This is a genomic window from Pseudomonas sp. GW821-FHT09C10 (assembly GCF_059418085.1).
This window is the reverse complement of record NZ_JBWKPE010000002.1, coordinates 83,702-104,003: the sequence shown is the minus strand read 5'-3', so window position 1 is coordinate 104,003 and position 20,302 is coordinate 83,702. Positions and strand designations below refer to the sequence as shown.

The window sequence follows — 20,302 nt, the reverse complement described above, 5'->3', positions numbered from 1 at the left end:
GACCTTCTCTTATGGATAGACAGAGACTAGAGGTCAGGCGCGAGGTCAACAAATACTAAATACTGAATGCAGCATTCGATTAAATAGATGGCTTGCGTGGGTGTGGTTGTTCCCGCGCCACGGTGAGGAACGGATCCACCAAGGCCGGCCGCGCGGTGCCCCGACGCCAGGCCAGGCCGACGTCCAGGGTCTGGCTGAGGTCGGCAATCGGCCGCGCTTCAATAATGTCGCCCTCCAGGGACCAGGGGCGGTAGGTCATGTCCGGTTGGATCGACACGCCCAGGCCCGCGGCCACCAGGCTGCGCACCGCCTCGGTGGAGGCGGTGCGCAGAGTCACGCGCGGTTGCAGGCCGGCAGCGGCCCACAGGCGCTGGGCGTTATGCCCCATTTCGTCGACGTTCAGCTGAATCAACGGCTCGTTTGCCACGTCGGCGAGGTTGATGCTGTCGTGCTCCAACAGCGGGTGTTGCGCCGGCAGCCACAGGCGGTGGGGCGAGTGGGTGAGGACTTCGGTCTGCAGGGCGTGGCGGTCTTCCAGGTTGGAGAGGATCAGCACGCCCACATCGATCTCGCCGCTGACCAGCAAATGCTCGATATACGGGCGTTCGTCTTCCATCACGCGGATCTCCACGTTGGGGTAGGCGCGCTGGAAGCGGGTGAGCAAATCCGCCAGGTAGTAGCCGGCGACCAGGCTGGTCACGCCGATGATCAACTGCCCGGCGACCTGGTCGGTGCTCTGTTGCAGGCTGCGCTTGGCATTGTCGACGGTGGCGAGGATCAAGTGTGCCTGGCGCAGGAACTGATGGCCCTGGTGCGTGAGGGTCATGCCCTTGGCGTGGCGGTTGAACAGGGTGACGCCGATTTCCTGCTCCAGTTGCTGGATCGCCAGGGTTAGGGTGGACTGGGAAATGAACGCGGTCTGCGCGGCGGCGGAGATCGAGCCGGTCTCGGCCACGGCGATAAAATGCCGGATTTGACGCAAGGTCATCATGCTGGAATTACCAGTGGGGTGTTTTTATAGATTTGTTCGAGTGTATATCGGTTTTAGCGAAGGGCAGTGGCGTTACATCTGGAAGCACTCTAGATCGCGGCTTTTTGGCACTTAGTTTTACGCTGAGGGCCTATTGGTCCATGAACCCTAGTGTCTGGAGGCTACGAATGAATACCCGTGGATTGCTCGATCAGTTGCTCAAGTCCGGCCAGGACATGTTGCAGAACAAAACCGGCGGCCAGCGCAAACAGGACGATAAAGGCGCCCTCGGCGGGCTGCTCGGCGGCGGCGGTCTGGGCAGCCTGCTCGGCGGTGCGGGCGGTGGCGCCCTGGCGGCGGGGGCGATGGGCCTGTTGCTGGGCAACAAGAAGGCGCGCAAGTTTGGCGGCAAAGCCCTGAACTACGGCGGGCTGGCCGCGTTGGGCGTGATTGCCTACAAAGCCTACGGCAACTGGCAGGCCAAGCAGGCCAACGCGCCTCAGGGTGAGCCGCAAACCATCGATCGCCTGCCGCCGGCCCAGGTCGAGCAGCACAGCCAGGGGATCCTCAAGGCATTGGTCGCCGCCGCCAAGGCCGACGGCCATGTGGATGAACGCGAGCGCGCACTGATCGAAGGTGAATTCACCAAGCTGGACAACGACCGCGAACTTCAAAGCTGGCTGCACGCCGAGCTGAACAAGCCGCTGGACCCGGCCGACGTCGCCTGCGCCGCCGGCACCCCGGAAATGGCCGCCGAGATGTACATCGCCAGCGTGATGCTGGTGGATGAGGAGAACTTTATGGAAAAGGCGTATCTGGACGAATTGGCCCGCCAACTCAAGCTCGAACCGGGCTTGAAGCTGGAACTGGAAAAGCAGGTACGGCTTAACCAGTAACCAACGGGGCCGGGCAAATCCAACCTGTGGGAGGGGGCTTGCTCCCGATAGCGGTGGTCCAGTTCGAATCTCTGCAACTGACCCACGGCAATCGGGAGCAAGCCCCCTCCCACAGGTGTTTTTGCAATGTGTGTGTGCCACATCGAAACCCATTGATAAATGAGGGCTTCTGCTCAGCTATACTCCCCTCCATTTGAATGGCCCTTCGAGGAAACACTGTGAAGAATTGGACCTTGCGCCAGCGGATTTTGGCGAGCTTTGCGGTCATTATCGCGATCATGCTGCTGATGGTTGTGGTGTCCTACTCACGGTTGCTGAAGATCGAAGCCAGCCAGGAATCGGTGCGTGACGACGCGGTGCCGGGGGTTTACCTCAGTTCGATGATCCGCAGCGCATGGGTCGACAGTTATTTGCAGACCATCGATATCATTGGCCTGCGCGAGGATAAAACCTTCACCAATAGCGATAAGTCGGACTACAAGGCCTTCGAATCGCGTATCGAACAGCAGATGGCCAATTACGAAAAAACCGTGCATAGCCAGGCCGATCGCATGGAGTTCGACAACTTCAAGGCCGCCCACATCAATTACAACAAGGTTCTGGCCCAGGTACTCGATCGCGTCGAAGCCAATGACCTGCCGGCCGCGCGCGAGCTGCTGGAAGAGCAATTGACGCCGATCTGGACCGAAGGGCGCATGAAGCTCAATGACATCATCACGGAAAACAAGGCCGTGTCCGACAACGCGACGGCCGCCATTGACGACGCCGTTGCCTCGGCCAAGGTCAGCATGTTCCTGTCGCTGGCCGTGGCGATCCTCGCCGCCGGCCTGTGTGGCCTGCTGCTGATGCGCGCGATCATGGCGCCGATGCAGCGTATCGTCGAGATCCTCGAGACCATGCGTACCGGTGACCTGAGCAAACGCTTGAACCTGGAGCGCAAGGACGAGTTCGGCGCGGTGGAAACCGGCTTCAACGACATGATGACCGAGCTTACGGCCCTGGTGTCCCAGGCCCAGCGCTCTTCGGTGCAGGTCACCACCTCGGTCACCGAGATTGCCGCCACCTCCAAGCAGCAACAGGCCACTGCCACTGAAACCGCGGCCACTACTACTGAGATCGGTGCCACTTCGCGGGAGATCGCTGCCACTTCCAAGGATCTGGTCCGCACCATGACCGAAGTGTCTACCGCCGCCGACCAGGCCTCGGTGGCCGCCGGTTCCGGCCAGCAAGGCCTGGCGCGCATGGAAGAAACCATGCATTCGGTGATGGGCGCCGCCGACTTGGTGAATGCCAAGCTGGCGATCCTCAATGAGAAGGCCGGCAACATCAACCAAGTGGTGGTGACCATCGTCAAGGTCGCCGACCAGACCAACCTGCTGTCCCTGAATGCCGCCATCGAAGCCGAAAAGGCCGGTGAATACGGGCGCGGTTTTGCCGTGGTGGCCACCGAAGTGCGGCGCCTGGCCGACCAGACCGCCGTGGCCACCTACGACATCGAGCAGATGGTGCGTGAAATCCAGTCAGCGGTTTCGGCGGGCGTGATGGGCATGGACAAGTTCTCCGAAGAAGTCCGTCGAGGCATGTTCGAAGTGCAGCAAGTGGGCGAGCAGCTGTCGCAGATCATCCATCAGGTACAGGCCCTGGCGCCCCGGGTGTTGATGGTCAACGAAGGCATGCAGGCCCAGGCCACCGGCGCCGAGCAGATCAACCATGCCCTGGTGCAACTGGGCGATGCCAGCAGCCAGACGGTGGAGTCCCTGCGCCAGGCCAGCTTTGCCATCGATGAACTGAGCCAGGTTGCGGTGGGTCTGCGCAGCGGCGTGTCGCGTTTCAAAGTCTGATGAGCGACCTCGCGGCTAAACGCGGCGCCGTTCCGGCAGCGAAAAAAGCCTTGTTCCTGGTGTTTCACATCGGCAGCGAACGCTTTGCGCTCAAGGCCACGGAGGTGGCCGAGGTGTTGCCACGCCTGCCGCTCAAGCCCATCGCCCATGCGCCACTGTGGGTGGCGGGCATCTTTGCCCATCGCGGGGCGTTGGTACCGGTGATCGACCTGAGCGCGCTGACCTTCGGCACAGCGGCCCAGGCGCGGACGAGTACGCGCCTGGTGCTGGTCAATTACCAGCCGCACACCTGGGTCGAGTCGCGCTGGCTCGGGCTGATCCTCGAGCAGGCCACGGACACCTTGCGGTGCGACCCGGCCGAATTCCAGCCTTACGGCCTGGATAACCGCCAGGCGCGGTACCTGGGGCCGGTGCGGGAGGATGCCTTGGGCCTGATGCAGTGGATTGGCGTGAATGACGTGCTCACCGATGATGTGCGCGCCCTGTTGTTTTCTGCCGAGCTGAGCCTATGAGCAACGACCCGCGTTTCTTTGCCTTCTTGAAAGAACGTATCGGCCTGGACGTCGCGTCGGTCGGCGAGGCCATCATCGAGCGCGCCGTGCGCCAGCGCAGCCAGGCCGTACAGGCGCAAACGCCAGGGCAGTACTGGCAGCACCTGCAAAGCTCCGAGGACGAGCAACAAGCGCTGATCGAAGCCGTGATCGTCCCTGAGACCTGGTTTTTTCGTTACCCGGAATCCTTTGCGACCCTGGCCCGACTGGCGCTTGCACGCCTGGCCGAGATCAAGCAGATGCGCGCGCTGCGCATTCTCAGCCTGCCGTGTTCCACCGGCGAAGAACCCTATTCCATTGCCATGGCCTTGCTGGATGCCGGGTTGGCGCCGCACCAGTTCAAGGTCCTGGGCCTGGATGTCAGCCCGCTGTCCGTGGAGCGCGCCCGGCGCGGGGTGTATGGCAAGAACTCGTTTCGTGGCGGCGATATTGCCTTTCGCGACCGCCACTTCACGGAATACGGCGACGGGTTCCACATCGCCGACCGCGTGCGCGAACAGGTGCGCCTGCAAGTCGGCAACTTGCTCGACCCGACGCTGCTGGCGAACGAGGCGAGCTACGATTTCGTGTTTTGCCGCAACCTGCTGATCTACTTTGACCAGCCGACCCAGAAGCAAGTCTTCGATGTGCTCAAGGGCCTGACCCATGTGGACGGCGTGCTGTTTATCGGTCCCGCCGAGGGCAGCTTGCTGGGGCGCCACGGCATGCGCTCGATTGGGGTGCCGCAGTCATTTGCCTTCAGCCGGCATGCCGAACCGGTGAAGCCTGAGCCGGTATTCGTGCCCATGCCGACGCCACCGCGCAGCGCCGCGCCGGTCCCGGTCAAGCCGCGACCGTTCAGCACGGCCAGCAACCAGGCGGGGCCGATCAAGGCGCCGCCCTCCGATGCGGGCACCTTGCTCAGCCGCATCGCCAGCCTGGCCAACGAAGGTAAAAGTGCCGAGGCCCGCGCCGCCTGTGAGCAGTATCTGAACAGTCACCCGCCGGCCGCCCAGGTGTTCTACTGGCTGGGGTTGCTCAGCGACGTGGCCGGCAGCGCCCTGGAAGCCCAGGGGTTTTATCGGAAAGCCTTGTACCTGGAACCCCAGCATCCGCAGGCCTTGATGCACCTGGCCGCCTTGCTCGAGTCCCAGGGCGACAGTGCGGGGGCGCGCCGTTTACAGGCGCGGGCCGCCCGCAGCGAGCGAGCAGACAGTGAGTCCAAACGATGAGTAGCACCGAGGCGCTCAACACCGCAGGCCTGGACTTGACCCTGGCCGACACCCAAGCCATCGACGACTGCTGGAACCGTATCGGTATCCATGGCGACAAGTCGTGCCCGCTGCTGGTGGAGCATATCCACTGCCGCAACTGTTCGGTGTACTCGGCTGCCGCCACGCGCTTGCTGGACCGCTATGCCTTGCAGCAGGACGACCGTCGTCCGGTGGCGGCTGCCGAGGTTGACGAAAAGATCGTCACCCGCTCGCTGTTGATGTTCCGCCTCGGCGAGGAATGGCTGGGCATCGCCACCCGTTGCCTGGTGGAGGTGGCCCCGTTGCAACCGATTCACTCGCTGCCGCACCAGCGCTCCCGTGCCTTGCTCGGTGTGGCCAATGTGCGTGGTGCGCTGGTGGCGTGCCTGTCGCTGGTGGAGTTGCTTGGCCTGGAAACAACCCATCAGGGCGCCAGCGGTGGGCGGATCATGCCGCGCATGCTGATCATCGCCGCGCAGGATGGCCCGGTGGTGGTGCCGGTGGACGAAGTGGATGGCATCCATGCCATCGATGAGCGCACCCTGAAGGCGGCGTCGGCCTCGGGTATCCAGGCCAGCGCGCGCTACACCCAGGGTGTGTTGCAGTGGAAAGGCCGTAGCCTGCGGTGGCTGGACGAGGCGCAATTGTTGTCCGCCGTAACCCGGAGCCTCACATGACCCCCGACCAGATGCGCGACGCCTCGCTGCTGGAGCTGTTCAGCCTGGAAGCCGATGCCCAGACCCAGGTGCTGAGCGCGGGCCTGCTGGCCCTGGAGCGCAACCCTACCCAGGCCGACCAGCTTGAAGCCTGCATGCGTGCCGCGCATTCGCTCAAGGGCGCGGCGCGCATCGTCGGGGTGGACGCCGGGGTCAGCGTGGCCCATGTCATGGAGGATTGCCTGGTCAGCGCCCAGGAACGCCGCCTGCACCTGCAACCCGAGCATATCGACGCGTTGCTGCAAGGCACCGACCTGCTGATGCGTATCGCCACCCCTGGCAACGATGTCGGCACGGCGGACATCGACGCCTATGTGGCGTTGATGGAGCGCCTGCTGGATCCATCCCAGCCCAGTGCCTACGTCGCGCCAGCGCCCGCTGTGCCTGAGCCCGCCCCGGCGCCGCTCATCGAAGAGCTGCCGCCGGAGCCCGAGCCCGCACCGCCCGTCGCCAGCGATCCGCCGCGTCAGGGCCGACGCATGACCGAAGGTGGCGAACGCGTATTGCGCGTGACCGCCGAGCGCTTGAACAGCCTGTTGGACCTCTCGAGCAAGTCCCTGGTGGAAACCCAGCGGCTCAAGCCCTACCTGACCAGCATGCAGCGTCTCAAACGGATTCAAAGCCAGAGCGTACGCGCCCTGGATACCCTGGATGGCCAGCTCAAGACCTTGGGTTTGAGCCTCGAAGCCGAAGAAGCCCTGGCCGATACCCGCCGCCTGCTGAGCGAAGCCCAGGCGCTGCTGGCGGAAAAGACTGCCGAACTGGATGAGTTTGGCTGGCAGGCCGGCCAGCGTGCCCAGGTGCTCTACGACACTGCGCTGGCCTGTCGCATGCGCCCGTTTGCCGATGTACTCGCCGGGCAGGTACGCATGGTGCGCGACCTCGGCCGCAGCCTGGGCAAGCAAGTGCGCCTGGAGATCGAGGGGGAAAAGACCCAGGTCGATCGCGACGTGCTGGAAAAGCTCGAAGCGCCACTCACCCATCTATTGCGCAACGCCGTCGACCACGGCATCGAAATGCCCGAGCAACGCCTGCTGGCAGGCAAACCCGCCGAAGGCCTGATCTGCCTGCGCGCGTCCCATCAGGCCGGCCTGCTGGTGTTGGAGCTGAGTGACGACGGCAATGGCGTTGACCTGGAGCGCCTGCGCGGCACCATCGTCGATCGGCATCTTTCAACCTGGGAGACGGCCTTGAACCTGAGCGAAGAGGAACTGCTGACGTTCCTGTTCCTGCCGGGGTTCAGCCTGCGCGACAAGGTCACCGAAGTGTCCGGACGCGGTGTCGGGCTGGATGCGGTGCAGCATATGGTCCGCCAACTGCGCGGCGCGGTGGTGCTTGAGCAGACGGCAGGGCAGGGCAGTCGCTTCCACCTGGAGGTGCCGCTGACCCTGTCGGTGGTGCGCAGCCTGGTGGTGGAAGTCGGCGAGGAAGCCTATGCGTTCCCGCTGGCGCATATCGAGCGCATGTGCGACCTGGCCCCCGACGACATTGTGCAGTTGGAAGGCCGCCAGCATTTCTGGCACGAAGGTCGGCATGTGGGCCTGGTCGCCGCCAGCCAGTTGTTGCAGCGCCCATCGGGGCAGAGCAATGACGAAACCTTGAAGGTGGTGGTGATTCGCGAGCGCGATGCGGTTTACGGGATTGCCGTGGAACGCTTTATCGGCGAGCGCACCCTGGTGGTGCTGCCGCTGGATGATCGCCTGGGCAAGGTCCAGGATATTTCCGCCGGCGCCTTGCTGGACGACGGCTCGGTGGTATTGATCGTCGATGTGGAAGATATGCTGCGCTCGGTGGACAAGCTGCTCAACACCGGGCGCCTGGAGCGCATCGCCCGGCGCAGCCAGCAGGCCACCGAGGCACCGCGCAAGCGGGTACTGGTGGTGGACGACTCGCTCACTGTGCGGGAGTTGCAACGCAAGTTACTGCTCAATCGCGGGTACGAAGTGGCCGTCGCGGTCGACGGCATGGATGGCTGGAACGCCTTGCGCTCCGAAGACTTCGACCTGCTTATCACTGATATCGATATGCCTCGTATGGACGGTATTGAATTGGTCACACTCCTGCGCCGTGACAGTCGCCTGCAATCATTGCCGGTGATGGTGGTGTCGTACAAAGACCGTGAAGAAGACCGCCGTCGTGGGCTGGATGCTGGGGCCGATTATTATCTGGCCAAGGCCAGTTTCCACGATGACGCGCTGCTGGATGCTGTGGTGGAGCTGATCGGAGGCGCACGGTCATGAGGATTGCGATCGTCAATGACATGCCCCTGGCCGTGGAGGCCCTGCGCCGTGCCTTGAGCTTCGAGCCCATGCACCAGGTGGTGTGGGTGGCCAGCAATGGCCTGGAGGCGGTGCAGCGCTGCGCCGAATTGACCCCGGACCTGATCCTGATGGACCTGATCATGCCGGTGATGGACGGCGTGGAGGCCACGCGGCAGATCATGGCCGAGACCCCGTGCGCGATCCTGCTGGTGACCGTCGACCGCCAGGCCAATGTGAGCCGGGTGTTCGAAGCCATGGGCCACGGCGCCCTGGATGTGGTGGACACGCCGGCGCTCGGCGTGGGCAACCCCAAGGATGCGGCGGCGCCGTTGCTGCGCAAGATCCTCAACATCGGCTGGCTGATCGGCCAGCGCGGCAGCCGTGTGCGCGCCGAAACCACGCCGGAGCGCAGCACCGGCAAACGCCAGAGCCTGGTGGCGATCGGTTCTTCGGCGGGTGGCCCGGCTGCCCTGGAAATCCTGCTCAAGGGGTTGCCCCGGGACTTTGCCGCCGCCATTGTGCTGGTGCAGCATGTGGACCAGGTCTTCGCCGCCGGCATGGCCGAGTGGCTGAGCAGCGCCTCCGGCCTGCCGGTACGCCTGGCCCGCGAAGGCGAACCGCCGCAAAGCGGGGTGGTGCTGCTGGCCGGCACCAATCACCACATTCGTTTATTGAAGAATGGCACGCTAGCCTATACCGCAGAGCCGGTGAACGAGATTTACCGGCCTTCCATCGATGTGTTTTTCGAAAGCGTGGCCAGCCACTGGAATGGCGATGCCGTCGGCGTACTGCTGACCGGTATGGGCCGTGACGGGGCCCAGGGGCTCAAGCTAATGCGTGAACAAGGTTATTTGACCATCGCCCAGGATCAGCAAAGCTCGGCGGTGTATGGCATGCCCAAAGCGGCGGCGGCGATTGATGCTGCTGTTGAAATTCGCCCACTGGATAGAATTGCGCCCCGATTGCTGGAGGTATTTGCAAAATGATCCACACCTCCCGCGGCTGGCTTGCAGGTAGTAATTCAGGTGACTGCACATGAATGATTTACAGATCGACGACATCAAGACCGACGAAAACGCCGCCATGGTGTTGCTGGTCGACGACCAGGCCATGATCGGCGAAGCCGTCCGGCGTGGCCTGGCCCACGAAGAAAACATCGACTTCCACTTCTGTGCCGACCCGCACCAGGCGATTGCCCAGGCCATCCGCATCAAGCCCACGGTGATCCTGCAGGACCTGGTGATGCCCGGCCTCGACGGCCTGACCCTGGTGCGCGAATACCGCAACCACCCGGCCACGCAGAACATCCCGATCATCGTGCTTTCCACCAAGGAAGACCCGCTGATCAAGAGCGCGGCGTTCTCGGCGGGGGCCAACGACTACCTGGTCAAGCTGCCGGACAACATCGAACTGGTGGCGCGCATCCGCTATCACTCGCGCTCCTACATGACCCTGTTGCAGCGCGATGCCGCCTACCGTGCGCTGCGGGTCAGCCAGCAACAGCTGCTGGACACCAACCTGGTGCTGCAACGGCTGATGAACTCCGATGGCCTGACCGGACTGTCCAACCGCCGCCACTTCGACGAATACCTGGAGCTGGAATGGCGCCGCGCCATGCGTGACCAGACCCAGCTGTCATTGCTGATGATCGACGTGGATTTCTTCAAGACCTACAACGACAGCTTTGGCCACGTCGAGGGTGACGAAGCCCTGCGCAAAGTGGCCAACACCATCCGCGAAGCCAGCAGCCGCCCCTCGGACCTGCCGGCGCGCTACGGTGGCGAAGAGTTTGCCCTGGTATTGCCGAACACCTCGCCGGGTGGGGCACGCCTGGTGGCGGAAAAGCTGCGCATGGCCGTCGCCGCACTGAAAATCCCGCATATCGCCCCGGCCGAAGGTTCCAGCCTGACCATCAGCATCGGGCTGTCGACCATGACGCCGGTACAGGGTACCGATTGCCGCCAGTTGATCATGGCAGCGGACAAGGGGTTGTACACGGCCAAGCATAACGGGCGCAATCTGGTCGGTATCGAGTGACTCGAGGCCGCAACAGATCAAAATGTGGGAGGGGGCTTGCCCCCGATAGCGGAGGGTCAGTCACCTGATTCAGGGCTGATACACCGCCATCGGGAGCAAGCCCCCTCCCACATTTAACCCTGCGTAGTCTGCCTTTTCGCCCAGCGGACTGCCGTTCCCCCCCGTTTGCCGTTATACTCGCCGGCTTTCAAAAGTTCGCCAACGAGTGCTGCCCGCCATGGAAATCAACCCGATCCTTAACACCATCAAGGACCTGTCCGAGCGCTCCGAAACTATTCGGGGGTATCTTTGACTACGATCAAAAGCATGAGCGTCTGACCGAAGTCAATCGCGAGCTTGAAGATCCGAGTGTCTGGAACAAACCTGAATACGCCCAGGAACTGGGACGCGAGCGCGCTGCGCTGGCGCAGATCGTCGACACCCTCGACGAACTGAACACCGGCCTGGCCGATTGCCGCGACCTGCTGGACATGGCCGTCGAAGAAAACGACGAAGGCGCAGTGGGCGATGTCGTCGCCGAGCTGGCCCGTCTCGAGGAAAACCTCGCCAAGCTTGAATTTCGTCGCATGTTCAGCCACGAAATGGACCCGAACAACGCCTACCTGGACATCCAGGCCGGTTCTGGCGGCACCGAAGCCCAGGACTGGGCCAACATCCTGCTGCGCATGTACCTGCGTTGGGCCGACAAGCGCGGTTTCGACGCCACCATCATGGAGCTGTCGGCCGGTGAAGTCGCCGGGATCAAGGGCGCGACCGTGCACATCAAGGGTGAATACGCCTTTGGCTGGCTGCGTACCGAGATCGGCGTACACCGCCTGGTGCGCAAGAGCCCGTTCGACTCCGGCAACCGTCGCCACACCTCGTTCTCTGCGGTGTTCGTCTCGCCCGAGATCGATGACAAGGTGGAAATCGAGATCAACCCGGCTGACCTGCGTATCGACACCTACCGCTCCTCCGGTGCCGGTGGTCAGCACGTAAACACCACCGACTCGGCCGTACGTATTACTCACGTACCGACCAACACCGTGGTGAGCTGCCAGAACGAACGTTCCCAGCACGCGAACAAGGACACCGCCATGAAAATGCTGCGGGCCAAGTTGTACGAGCAGGAAATGCAGAAGCGCAACGCCGCTTCCCAGGCCCTGGAAGACACCAAGTCGGATATCGGCTGGGGTCACCAGATCCGCTCTTATGTGCTCGATGCGTCGCGGATCAAGGATCTGCGCACTAACATCGAACGCAGCGACTGCGACAAGGTGCTCGACGGTGACATTGACGAATACCTGGAAGCCAGCCTGAAATCTGGCCTGTAACCCCTTGTAGGAACCGGGGGGACGCCCAGTCCTTGCCGGCGATCCCCGGCCGCAGGCCGGGGACCACGAACCTGATGGAAAATTTAAAGACATGAGCGACCAACAACTCGACCCGCAAGCCCTGCAACAGGAAGAAAACTCCCTGATCGCCCTGCGCAAGGAAAAGCTGGCTGCCGAGCGCGCCAAGGGCAATGCCTTCCCCAACGACTTCCGTCGCGACAACTACTGCGATGCCTTGCAGAAGCAGTACGCGGACAAGACCAAGGAAGAGCTGGCAGAAGCGGCGATCCCGGTCAAGGTGGCAGGTCGCATCATGCTCAACCGTGGCTCGTTCATGGTGATCCAGGACATGACCGGGCGTATCCAGGTCTACGTCAACCGCAAGACCCTGTCTGAAGAAACCCTGGCCTCGGTGAAAACCTGGGACATGGGCGACATCATCGCCGCCGAAGGCACCCTGGCCCGTTCCGGCAAGGGCGACCTGTACGTGGAAATGACCAGCGTGCGCCTGCTGACCAAGTCCCTGCGCCCGTTGCCGGACAAGCACCACGGCCTGACCGATACCGAGCAACGCTACCGTCAGCGCTACGTTGACCTGATCGTCAACGAAGACGTGCGCCAGACCTTCCGCGTGCGTTCGCAGGTCATCGCGCATATCCGCAGCTTTCTGATGCAGCGTGACTTCCTGGAAGTGGAAACCCCGATGCTGCAGACCATCCCGGGGGGCGCCGCAGCCAAGCCGTTCGAAACCCACCACAACGCACTGGACATGGAAATGTTCCTGCGTATCGCGCCTGAGTTGTACCTCAAGCGTCTTGTGGTCGGTGGCTTCGAGAAGGTGTTCGAGATCAACCGCAACTTCCGTAACGAAGGCGTCTCGACCCGGCACAACCCGGAATTCACCATGTTGGAGTTCTACCAGGCCTACGCCGACTACGAAGACAACATGGACCTGACCGAAGAACTGTTCCGCGAGCTGGCGCAACTGGTCCTGGGCAGCACCGACGTGCCGTATGGTGACAAGGTGTTCCACTTCGGCGAGCCGTTCGTGCGTCTCTCGGTATTCGACTCGATCCTCAAGTACAACCCTGAGCTGACCGCCGACGACCTCAATGACATCGACAAGGCCCGCGCCATCGCCAAGAAAGCCGGTGCCAAGGTGCTGGGCTTCGAAGGCCTGGGCAAACTGCAGGTGATGATTTTCGAAGAGCTGGTGGAGCACAAGCTGGAACAGCCGCACTTCATTACCCAGTACCCGTTCGAAGTGTCGCCGCTGGCCCGTCGCAACGACGACAACCCGAACGTCACCGACCGTTTCGAGCTGTTCATCGGCGGCCGCGAAATCGCCAACGCCTACTCCGAGCTTAACGATGCCGAAGACCAGGCCGAGCGCTTCATGGCCCAGGTGGCCGACAAGGACGCCGGCGATGACGAAGCCATGCACTACGACGCCGACTTCGTACGTGCCCTGGAATACGGCATGCCGCCAACGGCCGGTGAAGGTATCGGCATCGACCGCCTGGTGATGTTGTTGACCAACTCGCCGTCGATCCGCGATGTGATCTTGTTCCCGCACATGCGGCCACAAGCGTAAGCGTAGCGAAATCCGAAGCCGCCTTTTATAAGGCGGCTTTTTTATGTGGCGTTTTTAAGCGTCAAGCAAACAGCGCCAGGTTTTGATCTATTCAAGGATGTGTGTCGTGAACCGCGTAACCGCTCAAGAAGGCGCCGCCGGCATTGCCGCTGCCGTGGCTGAAAGCGTCCAGTACCAGGGCCGTAAGGCCAGCCGTCGGGGCAGCGAGCAACGCAGGCAAGACATTCTCGATGCAGCCATGCGCATCGTGGTACGCGATGGCGTGCGCGCCGTGCGCCATCGGGCCGTGGCGGCCGAGGCCGGTGTGCCGTTGTCAGCCACTACCTATTACTTCAAGGACATCGATGACCTGCTCACCGATACCTTCGCCCAGTATGTTGAACGCAGCGCGGCCTTCATGGGCAAGCTATGGGTGCGTAACGAAGGCCTGCTGCGTGAGATGGTCGCCTATGGTGATGGCAGCCCGGAATCGCGCTCGCAACTGGCCGATGACATTGCGCGGCTGACCGCCGACTATGTGCTGCGCCAACTGACCAACCGCCGCGAACATTTGATGGCCGAACAGGCCTTCCGCCAGGAAGCCTTGCTCAACCCGCGCCTGGCTGAGCTGGTGCGGTCCCACCAGCAGATCCTGTTGCAGGGCACGGGGCAGTTTTTCCAGGTATTGGGCTCCCGCGAGCCGCAACAGGACGCCAAGGTGTTGACGGCGATTATCAGTCGGATGGAATATCAGGGCCTGCTGGGCGGCGCAGAGCCTCTGACCGGTGAAGAGATGCTTGAGATCCTCAAGCGTTACATGCATTTGGTGTTGGCCTCGGTCTGACACCGGGGGAGTCCAATGAAAACCTGGCGTGTGGCGGTAATCGCCTTGTCGTTCCTGTTGCTCAGCGGTTGCCTGGTCACGTTCAAGGACCCGTTGCCCGCCCATGAGGCGGCGCCGGATGAGTTGCTGGGCCATTGGACCAGCAGGAATGCCTGGGGCGAACCGCTCAATCTGCGCATCAGCCGTGCCGGTGAGCACCGCTACAAGGCGGTGAGCTACCCTAAAGCCACGCCGGCCCAGCGCGATGAGTACCTGTTTACCGTTTCGCGTCATGGCAACCGCTGGTACCTGTCGGCACCGTTGCCGGCCCGGTTCGGAGGGCATTACTTCCTGGCGGGGTTCGAGTTCGACGATAAGCACGAATTGGTGGTCTATAACCTCGACCTCGAACAGATTCACCAGGCCATCGGGCAACAGGTGCTGCAGGGCAGCAACGTGGAGACCGTCGAAGGCGCCGGCGTACGGGTCGACAGTTCCATGAGCCAGGTGTTTGCCTACCTGGATGATCCGGCCAATGCCGATGTGTTCGTTGAAGCCGTGCGCTACCAGCGTGCGGGCAAATAACGTTTAGAGAGGAAGCACCGGGTGGACGATTACCAGCAGACGATACGCAGCTTGTCCGATCGCATTGTGCTGGCGCAAACACCGATTCGCGTCCTCGACGCCGTGAAGTGGGACGACAACATTCGCCAGGGATTCCTCAAGGCCAAGGGCAAGGCCATGCCCGCCGTGGATCGCGACTACTACCTGAACCGACCGCTGTCGTTCGACTCCAGTGCGGTAAAGCTGGAATTCCAGAACATCGAACGCGACATCACTCGCCGCCTCGGCCAGTTCAGCCCGGTGGGGCAGATCATGCGTCGCATGTGCCGCGAATACCGCATGGTGGTGCGCATGCTCGAAGCCCGCGGCACCGAGGACTTCGGCCTGATTTCCCAGGAGCTGTACGGCGCCGCCTCCGATGCCTTCCACGCCGGCGACCCGACCCTGGCTGACCTGGGCCTGATGCTCTCCGACTACCTGAACAATATCGACGGCCGTGGCGACCTCAAGGACGAAGCCAAGACCCTGACCGCCAAAGACGCCGTGGCCCTGCTGCAAACCCGCCTGAACAAGGTATTTGGCGAAGCCGAAGAGACCATCCGGGTGTTTGAGTCCGACGGTATCGTTGCCGATGCCGCAGCGGGTGCCGACTACATCAAGATCCGCGCCGACGCGATGTTCAACGACCGCGACGTGCGTGCGCTGGAAGTCCACGAAGGCCTGGTGCATGTCGGTACCACGCTCAACGGCCAGAACCAGCCGATCTGCACCTTCCTGTCCAAGGGCCCGCCGTCGTCCACCGTGACCCAGGAAGGCCTGGCGATCCTCATGGAGATCATTACGTTCGCCTCCTACCCGAGCCGCTTGCGCAAGCTGACCAACCGCACCCGTGCCATTCACATGGTGGAAGAGGGGGCCGACTTCCTGCAGGTGTTCGAGTTCTTCCGCGAGCAAGGCTTTGAAATGGCCGAAAGCTATGGCAACGCCAGCCGGGTATTCCGTGGCTCGGTGCCGAACGGCTTGCCGTTTACCAAGGATCTGTCCTACCTCAAGGGCTTTATCATGGTCTACAACTACATCCAGCTGGCCGTGCGCAAAGGCAAGCTGGAGCAAGTGCCGCTGCTGTTCTGCGGCAAGACCACCCTGGAAGATATGCGCACCTTGCGCCAACTGGTGGACGAAGGCCTGGTGGTGCCGCCCAAGTACCTGCCGGAGCAGTTCCGCGACATGAACGCACTGGCGGCGTGGATGTGTTTCTCCAACTTCCTCAACCACTTGAGCCTGGACCGGATCGAGGCGGATTACTCCAACATCCTTTAAACGCTGTTATTCACGAGGCTTCAACGGATGAGAATCCTCGGCATTCTGTGCCTGCTACTCACATTGAACGGTTGCAGCTCGCTGCTGTTCTACCCCGAACCCGGCCTGCCGTTCACGCCCGAAAAAGCGCACTTGCAATACCGTGATGTCACCCTCACCTCCGCCGACGGCGTCAAGCTGCACGCGTGCTGGCTGCCGGCCAAGGCCGGAGTACCCGTCAAAGGTACGGTGCTGCACCTGCACGGCAACGGCGGTAACCTGGCCTGGCACCTGGGCGGCAGCTGGTGGTTGCCGGAGCAGGGCTACCAGGTACTGCTGCTGGACTATCGCGGTTACGGGCTGTCGGAAGGCAAGCCCTCACTGCCGGCGATTTATCAGGATGTGGACGCGGCGTTCAACTGGCTCGACCGGGCGCCCGAAACCCAGGGCCAGCCGCTGATTGTGCTTGGCCAAAGCCTGGGCGGCGCGCTGGCGGTGCATTACCTGGCGGAACACCCGCAGCGTCAGTCCCAACTCAAGGCCCTGATACTGGACGGCGTGCCCGCCAGTTATCGTGACGTAGGACAATTCGCCCTAAGCACCTCCTGGTTAACATGGCCCTTGCAGGTGCCCTTGTCTTGGCTGGTGCCCGACGCCGACAGCGCGATCAACGCCATGCCGCAACTGACCGGCGTGCCGAAATTGCTGTTCCACAGCCTGGATGACCCGATCGTGCCCGTGGCCAACGGTATCCGCCTGTATCAGGCCGCGCCGCCGCCAAGGGTATTGCAGTTGACCCGCGGCGGCCATGTGCAGACCTTTGCCGACAAGACCTGGCAAACCGTGATGCTGCGCTACCTGGACGACCCGCAGCACTTCAACGGCCTGCGCCGCCTGGGCGAGATTCCGAATTACCCCATTCCTAAAGCTGATCCATCAGAGAGCCCGCAATGAGCGAAGAACGCAACATGATCCCGCTGATCCTCACCGGTATCGGCACCATCATCGGCACCGTCGGCTGCCTGTGGTACTACGGCTATTTGCACTTCGCCAAGCCTGAGGATGCGCTGCTGCTCAGCGACTTCACCATGCTCAAGACCGTGCCGGGCGAGGACTACAAGATCTCCCTGACCCCGGCCGCTCAAGTGGCGCAGTGCGTCGATGGCGTGCTGGTCATGTTCGATACTGAGCAGAAAGGCTTGAGTGGGGTGTTGGTCAATAATAAGAAGCAGGCGGTGCGTTGCATGGGGCAGGAAACACCGCAACTGCAACAGTAGGCTTTTGCATGAATGTAGTAGGAAAACGTCATCAATCGTGCGGATTAGTCATTCAGTGCATGTCTGATCCTGAGTAGGGCGGAACCATCTTGACGCTTACGCCACAGATTAAGGACCGATCAGTGTGACGGGTCGGTCCATTTTTTTAATTAATCTGGAGTCAATATTTATGGTTGGTAGCGTATCGGGATCGAATAGTGGTGGCGCGAGCAATATCGGGAATACCGGTGGGGCCCAGCAAGGGACCGGTGGAGCTCAGCAAGGTAACGACCAGAGAATTCAGCAGCTTGAAAATGAAATTAAAAGCTTAAAGGCGAGTGGCGGGAACGACGATATCATCAAGAAGTTGATGGAGGAGTTGGAAAAACTAAAAGCACAAGGCGGACAGATCAGCCAAGGTCCACAGGCCGGTCAGGGGGCGCAAGACGGTCATAGTCAGCAAGGCGGTCAAGATGGTACACAGAGCGGTCCGCAAATCCAGCCGCCAAACTACCAAAGCTCAGGCCCCGTCCCCGCCTGATTGCCTACCCGTGGATAACCCGTCTGTCATAGGCGGGTTTTTTTCACCGGGCATGGGGCGATAGTCGATGAGGACATCGGCACTTGCGGCAGTCATTGGCGACGGGATTATCTGGAACCATAGCGCGTCATAAAACCACAGAAGGCGGAGTTGCTTACATAGATCGAGGCTGAAAAGGTGGCGATACGCATTGCTGCAATCGACAACATGCTGGACATGATCAGGGGGCATGAGGCGCTGGTAAGGCGAGACGCTCGCAATCATGAGCTTGAGCAGCTGATGGATAAGCTCTCGCAAAATACGTACGGCTCGAAGGTCGAATTGCCCGCCGAGGATACACATCGCACTATCCAGTTCGGCGACCCGAAAAAAAACCCACCGTGAGGTGGGTTTTTTATCCAGCATCAATCAATCAGTTCGCCATGGACGAACGTGGCTTGACCGGCTGGTTGTCGTTGGAGATGGTCACTTCAACGCGGCGGTTCATGGCTCGGCCCGAGACGCTGCCGTTGTCGGCAACCGGGTATTCCTTGCCATAACCCTGGGTCACGATGCGCGAGATATCCACGCCTTGCTGAGCCAGTGCGCGTTGTACCGAGGCCGCGCGGCGCTCCGAAAGGCTCTGGTTGTACGAGTCGGAACCGGTGCTGTCGGTGTAGCCTTCGACGATCACCTTACGATCCGGATTGTCACGCAGGAACTGCGCCAGCTTGGTGATGTTCACCAGGCCGCTGGATTTCAGGTCGGACTTGTTGGTAGCGAACAGCACGTCGCCGAATGTCACCAGCGTACCGCGATCGGTTTGCTTGGCATTCAGGCTGTCCTGCAGCTGTTTGATCTGCGCGTCACGGGCCTCGAGCAGGGCACGGGCACGTTCGTCGCCGGCGTTTTTCAGCTTGGCTTCGGATTCGCGCAGCGCGATGGTGTCTTTGGCCACTTCAACGCGCTGGTTGGTCAGGTAGGCCAGTTGGTCAACTTTCTTCTGGTCTTCCTTGTCGCGGTAGGCCTTGTCAGCCTTGTCCAGCCATTCGCTGGCGTCCTTGGTTTCCAGCGCGGCAAGCTTGGTGGCTTGCGGGTTGGTTTGCAGGGACGAGAAGTTGGTCCGTGCGTTTTCCAGGTTCGCGTTGGGCGGGGTAGAGCAGGCCGCCAGGGCAACGCTCATCGCCAGCAGGGCAGGGATCATCAATTGTTTACGCATAGTCGTGTCGTCCTTTCAATTCGATATCGGGTGCAGTGCAATCAGGCGCGGCGCTTTATTTCTGCTGGATAGCAGCCGGGCGCATACCTTCCTGACGCAGCTCCTGAACAGCTTTCTGGGAATCCTTCACAGCCTGTTCGGCCTTGGCGGCCTGGGACTTGCGCTCTGCCACGCGAGCATCCCATTCAGCCTGTTCGGCCAGGCGACGCGCCTCGTCATAGTTCTTGTCGTGCATGGCGATTTCGGCTTGTTTGAGCTTGTCCTGGGCCGATTTCATTTCAACTGCTGCGTACTCGGTGCCGCCGGCGCTCACTGCGCTGTTGACCGCGGACTGAGTCACCGCGTATTGCTCGGTGGGCGGGTTGCCGGCGCAGCCAGCCAAAACGAAGCTGGTGCCGATTGCCAGCGCGGCCAATTTAAGCCCGCGCAGGTGGTTAAACGTGGATTTGGCAGTGCTGGTCTTCATCGTCTTCAACTCCATTGGATAGCTCCTAAAAACATCAAAATCCATCGCGGTCGATGAACGGCCGGGGCGCGGCGGTAAAGCACGACGGGCCCTTTCAAACGACCGTTCCAAGTGATGGCTTACTGGCTGTGACCGGAGGCTTTTTTCAAAAGTTCAGAAGAGATGGCGATTTGCCTAAAAAAATATCTGACTGATTGGTCAGGGTAGAAAATTGGAACTTTTGCCCCGTGCAGGGGTACTCAGAGCCTCGGCAGAGGCCCGGAATACGGGGTTCTGATGGGTGTCAATCGAGTCCGTCAGTGCTTTTGGTCGTCGGCACTGGCAGACAAATCATGCAGATAGCGACGGGACAAGGTCAGGAACCGAGGCGTTGGCCCGACGTCCTCATAGAGCGGGTCGCCCTCTTCATCGGTGGCGATGACCTGTTGTCCCTTGATGTAGGGAAAGCTCGCTTCCAGCTCCTCAAGGGCGGCGCCGATCAGCTCGCCGAGCAGTTCTTCGGTGTGGCGCTTGGGGTACATCTCGGCGATGGCTGCCAGCCGTGCAGCCGCCTCCACATCCAGATGGATGGCGTACTCGGTCTTGGTCAGGCGACCCTTGGCGTTCTCTTCCCAGTGCTGGGCCAGTTCTCGAATTTTCATGGCAACCTCAATAAAGCCTGCGGTGGCGGGCGGTGATGAGTGACCAGCCGTGCGCGTGGATAAACGCGGCAGCTCACACTTGAGACTAGCTGCAAGTCACAAGGTTTAAAGTCTTGTCATAAAA

Annotated in this window: 21 protein-coding genes; 16 read left to right on the top strand and 5 right to left on the bottom strand. The window is 61.6% G+C overall.

Going from position 1 to position 20,302, the window contains the following annotated elements; genetic code table 11:
- Positions 1-79: 79 nt before the first annotated feature.
- Positions 80-991, bottom strand: coding sequence for a LysR family transcriptional regulator (locus AC07OT_RS04200; RefSeq protein ID WP_027604525.1), 912 nt, complete (start codon positions 989-991; stop codon positions 80-82).
- Between the two features lie 167 nt (positions 992-1,158).
- Between AC07OT_RS04200 and AC07OT_RS04195 the strand changes: the two genes are divergently transcribed.
- From AC07OT_RS04195 to AC07OT_RS04120, 16 genes are all read left to right on the top strand, one after another.
- A complete protein-coding gene (locus AC07OT_RS04195; protein ID WP_495107559.1) occupies positions 1,159-1,866 on the top strand; it encodes a tellurite resistance TerB family protein in 708 nt (235 codons plus the stop codon).
- Between the two features lie 218 nt (positions 1,867-2,084).
- Complete coding sequence (locus AC07OT_RS04190) at positions 2,085-3,707, top strand: methyl-accepting chemotaxis protein (protein ID WP_027604523.1); 1,623 nt, start codon at positions 2,085-2,087, stop codon at positions 3,705-3,707.
- A complete protein-coding gene (locus AC07OT_RS04185; protein ID WP_027604522.1) occupies positions 3,707-4,219 on the top strand; it encodes a chemotaxis protein CheW in 513 nt (170 codons plus the stop codon). The genes AC07OT_RS04190 and AC07OT_RS04185 overlap by 1 nt, the downstream gene beginning before the upstream one ends.
- Positions 4,216-5,469 (top strand): CheR family methyltransferase, encoded by a 1,254-nt coding sequence (locus AC07OT_RS04180; protein ID WP_368962340.1) that lies wholly within the window; start codon positions 4,216-4,218, stop codon positions 5,467-5,469. Before AC07OT_RS04185 ends, AC07OT_RS04180 begins: the two co-directional genes overlap by 4 nt.
- Positions 5,466-6,167, top strand: a complete 702-nt coding sequence (locus AC07OT_RS04175; protein WP_495107558.1) for a chemotaxis protein CheW — start codon at positions 5,466-5,468, stop codon at positions 6,165-6,167. The genes AC07OT_RS04180 and AC07OT_RS04175 overlap by 4 nt, the downstream gene beginning before the upstream one ends.
- Complete coding sequence (locus AC07OT_RS04170) at positions 6,164-8,446, top strand: hybrid sensor histidine kinase/response regulator (RefSeq protein WP_495107557.1); 2,283 nt, start codon at positions 6,164-6,166, stop codon at positions 8,444-8,446. Before AC07OT_RS04175 ends, AC07OT_RS04170 begins: the two co-directional genes overlap by 4 nt.
- Positions 8,443-9,453, top strand: a complete 1,011-nt coding sequence (locus AC07OT_RS04165) for a chemotaxis response regulator protein-glutamate methylesterase (protein ID WP_495107556.1) — start codon at positions 8,443-8,445, stop codon at positions 9,451-9,453. Before AC07OT_RS04170 ends, AC07OT_RS04165 begins: the two co-directional genes overlap by 4 nt.
- A 49-nt stretch (positions 9,454-9,502) precedes the next feature.
- Positions 9,503-10,504 carry a response regulator gene (locus AC07OT_RS04160; RefSeq protein WP_065926488.1) on the top strand — a complete coding sequence of 334 codons (1,002 nt, stop codon included), beginning with the start codon at positions 9,503-9,505 and terminating at the stop codon, positions 10,502-10,504.
- Between the two features lie 217 nt (positions 10,505-10,721).
- Positions 10,722-11,817, top strand: a protein-coding gene (gene prfB / locus AC07OT_RS04155; protein ID WP_098465888.1) for a peptide chain release factor 2 whose coding sequence is annotated in 2 segments (ribosomal slippage) — positions 10,722-10,793 and positions 10,795-11,817 — 1,095 coding nt in all. Because the reading frame shifts where the segments join, the coding sequence is not laid out codon by codon here.
- Positions 11,818-11,908: 91 nt separating this feature from the next.
- Positions 11,909-13,411, top strand: a complete 1,503-nt coding sequence (lysS, locus tag AC07OT_RS04150; protein ID WP_046071251.1) for a lysine--tRNA ligase — start codon at positions 11,909-11,911, stop codon at positions 13,409-13,411.
- A gap of 106 nt (positions 13,412-13,517) precedes the next feature.
- Positions 13,518-14,234, top strand: coding sequence for a TetR/AcrR family transcriptional regulator (locus tag AC07OT_RS04145; RefSeq protein WP_027604515.1), 717 nt, complete (start codon positions 13,518-13,520; stop codon positions 14,232-14,234).
- A 15-nt stretch (positions 14,235-14,249) separates the two neighbouring features.
- Positions 14,250-14,798: a hypothetical protein gene (locus AC07OT_RS04140; RefSeq protein ID WP_115485736.1), complete on the top strand. Its 549-nt coding sequence runs from the start codon at positions 14,250-14,252 to the stop codon at positions 14,796-14,798.
- A gap of 21 nt (positions 14,799-14,819) precedes the next feature.
- Positions 14,820-16,097 carry a flavohemoglobin expression-modulating QEGLA motif protein gene (locus tag AC07OT_RS04135; RefSeq protein ID WP_027604513.1) on the top strand — a complete coding sequence of 426 codons (1,278 nt, stop codon included), beginning with the start codon at positions 14,820-14,822 and terminating at the stop codon, positions 16,095-16,097.
- Positions 16,098-16,124: 27 nt separating this feature from the next.
- Positions 16,125-17,030 carry an alpha/beta hydrolase gene (locus AC07OT_RS04130; protein WP_495107555.1) on the top strand — a complete coding sequence of 302 codons (906 nt, stop codon included), beginning with the start codon at positions 16,125-16,127 and terminating at the stop codon, positions 17,028-17,030.
- A complete protein-coding gene (locus tag AC07OT_RS04125; RefSeq protein ID WP_003172217.1) occupies positions 17,027-17,353 on the top strand; it encodes a PA3694 family proteiin in 327 nt (108 codons plus the stop codon). Before AC07OT_RS04130 ends, AC07OT_RS04125 begins: the two co-directional genes overlap by 4 nt.
- A 169-nt stretch (positions 17,354-17,522) precedes the next feature.
- Positions 17,523-17,873 (top strand): hypothetical protein, encoded by a 351-nt coding sequence (locus tag AC07OT_RS04120; protein ID WP_495107554.1) that lies wholly within the window; start codon positions 17,523-17,525, stop codon positions 17,871-17,873.
- Here the strand turns inward: AC07OT_RS04120 and AC07OT_RS04115 are convergent.
- From AC07OT_RS04115 to AC07OT_RS04100, 4 genes are all read right to left on the bottom strand, one after another.
- Positions 17,853-18,278 carry a hypothetical protein gene (locus tag AC07OT_RS04115; protein WP_495107553.1) on the bottom strand — a complete coding sequence of 142 codons (426 nt, stop codon included), beginning with the start codon at positions 18,276-18,278 and terminating at the stop codon, positions 17,853-17,855. The two genes, AC07OT_RS04120 and AC07OT_RS04115, sit on opposite strands and share 21 nt — an antisense overlap.
- Before the next feature lie 7 nt (positions 18,279-18,285).
- On the bottom strand, positions 18,286-19,071 hold the full coding sequence (gene lptF, locus AC07OT_RS04110; protein ID WP_065938744.1) for a lipotoxin F family OmpA-related lipoprotein LptF: 786 nt from the start codon (positions 19,069-19,071) through the stop codon (positions 18,286-18,288).
- A 55-nt stretch (positions 19,072-19,126) separates the two neighbouring features.
- A complete protein-coding gene (locus tag AC07OT_RS04105) occupies positions 19,127-19,537 on the bottom strand; it encodes a DUF4398 domain-containing protein (RefSeq protein ID WP_169899499.1) in 411 nt (136 codons plus the stop codon).
- A 296-nt stretch (positions 19,538-19,833) separates the two neighbouring features.
- Positions 19,834-20,178 (bottom strand): hypothetical protein, encoded by a 345-nt coding sequence (locus AC07OT_RS04100; protein WP_027604509.1) that lies wholly within the window; start codon positions 20,176-20,178, stop codon positions 19,834-19,836.
- Positions 20,179-20,302: the final 124 nt, after the last annotated feature.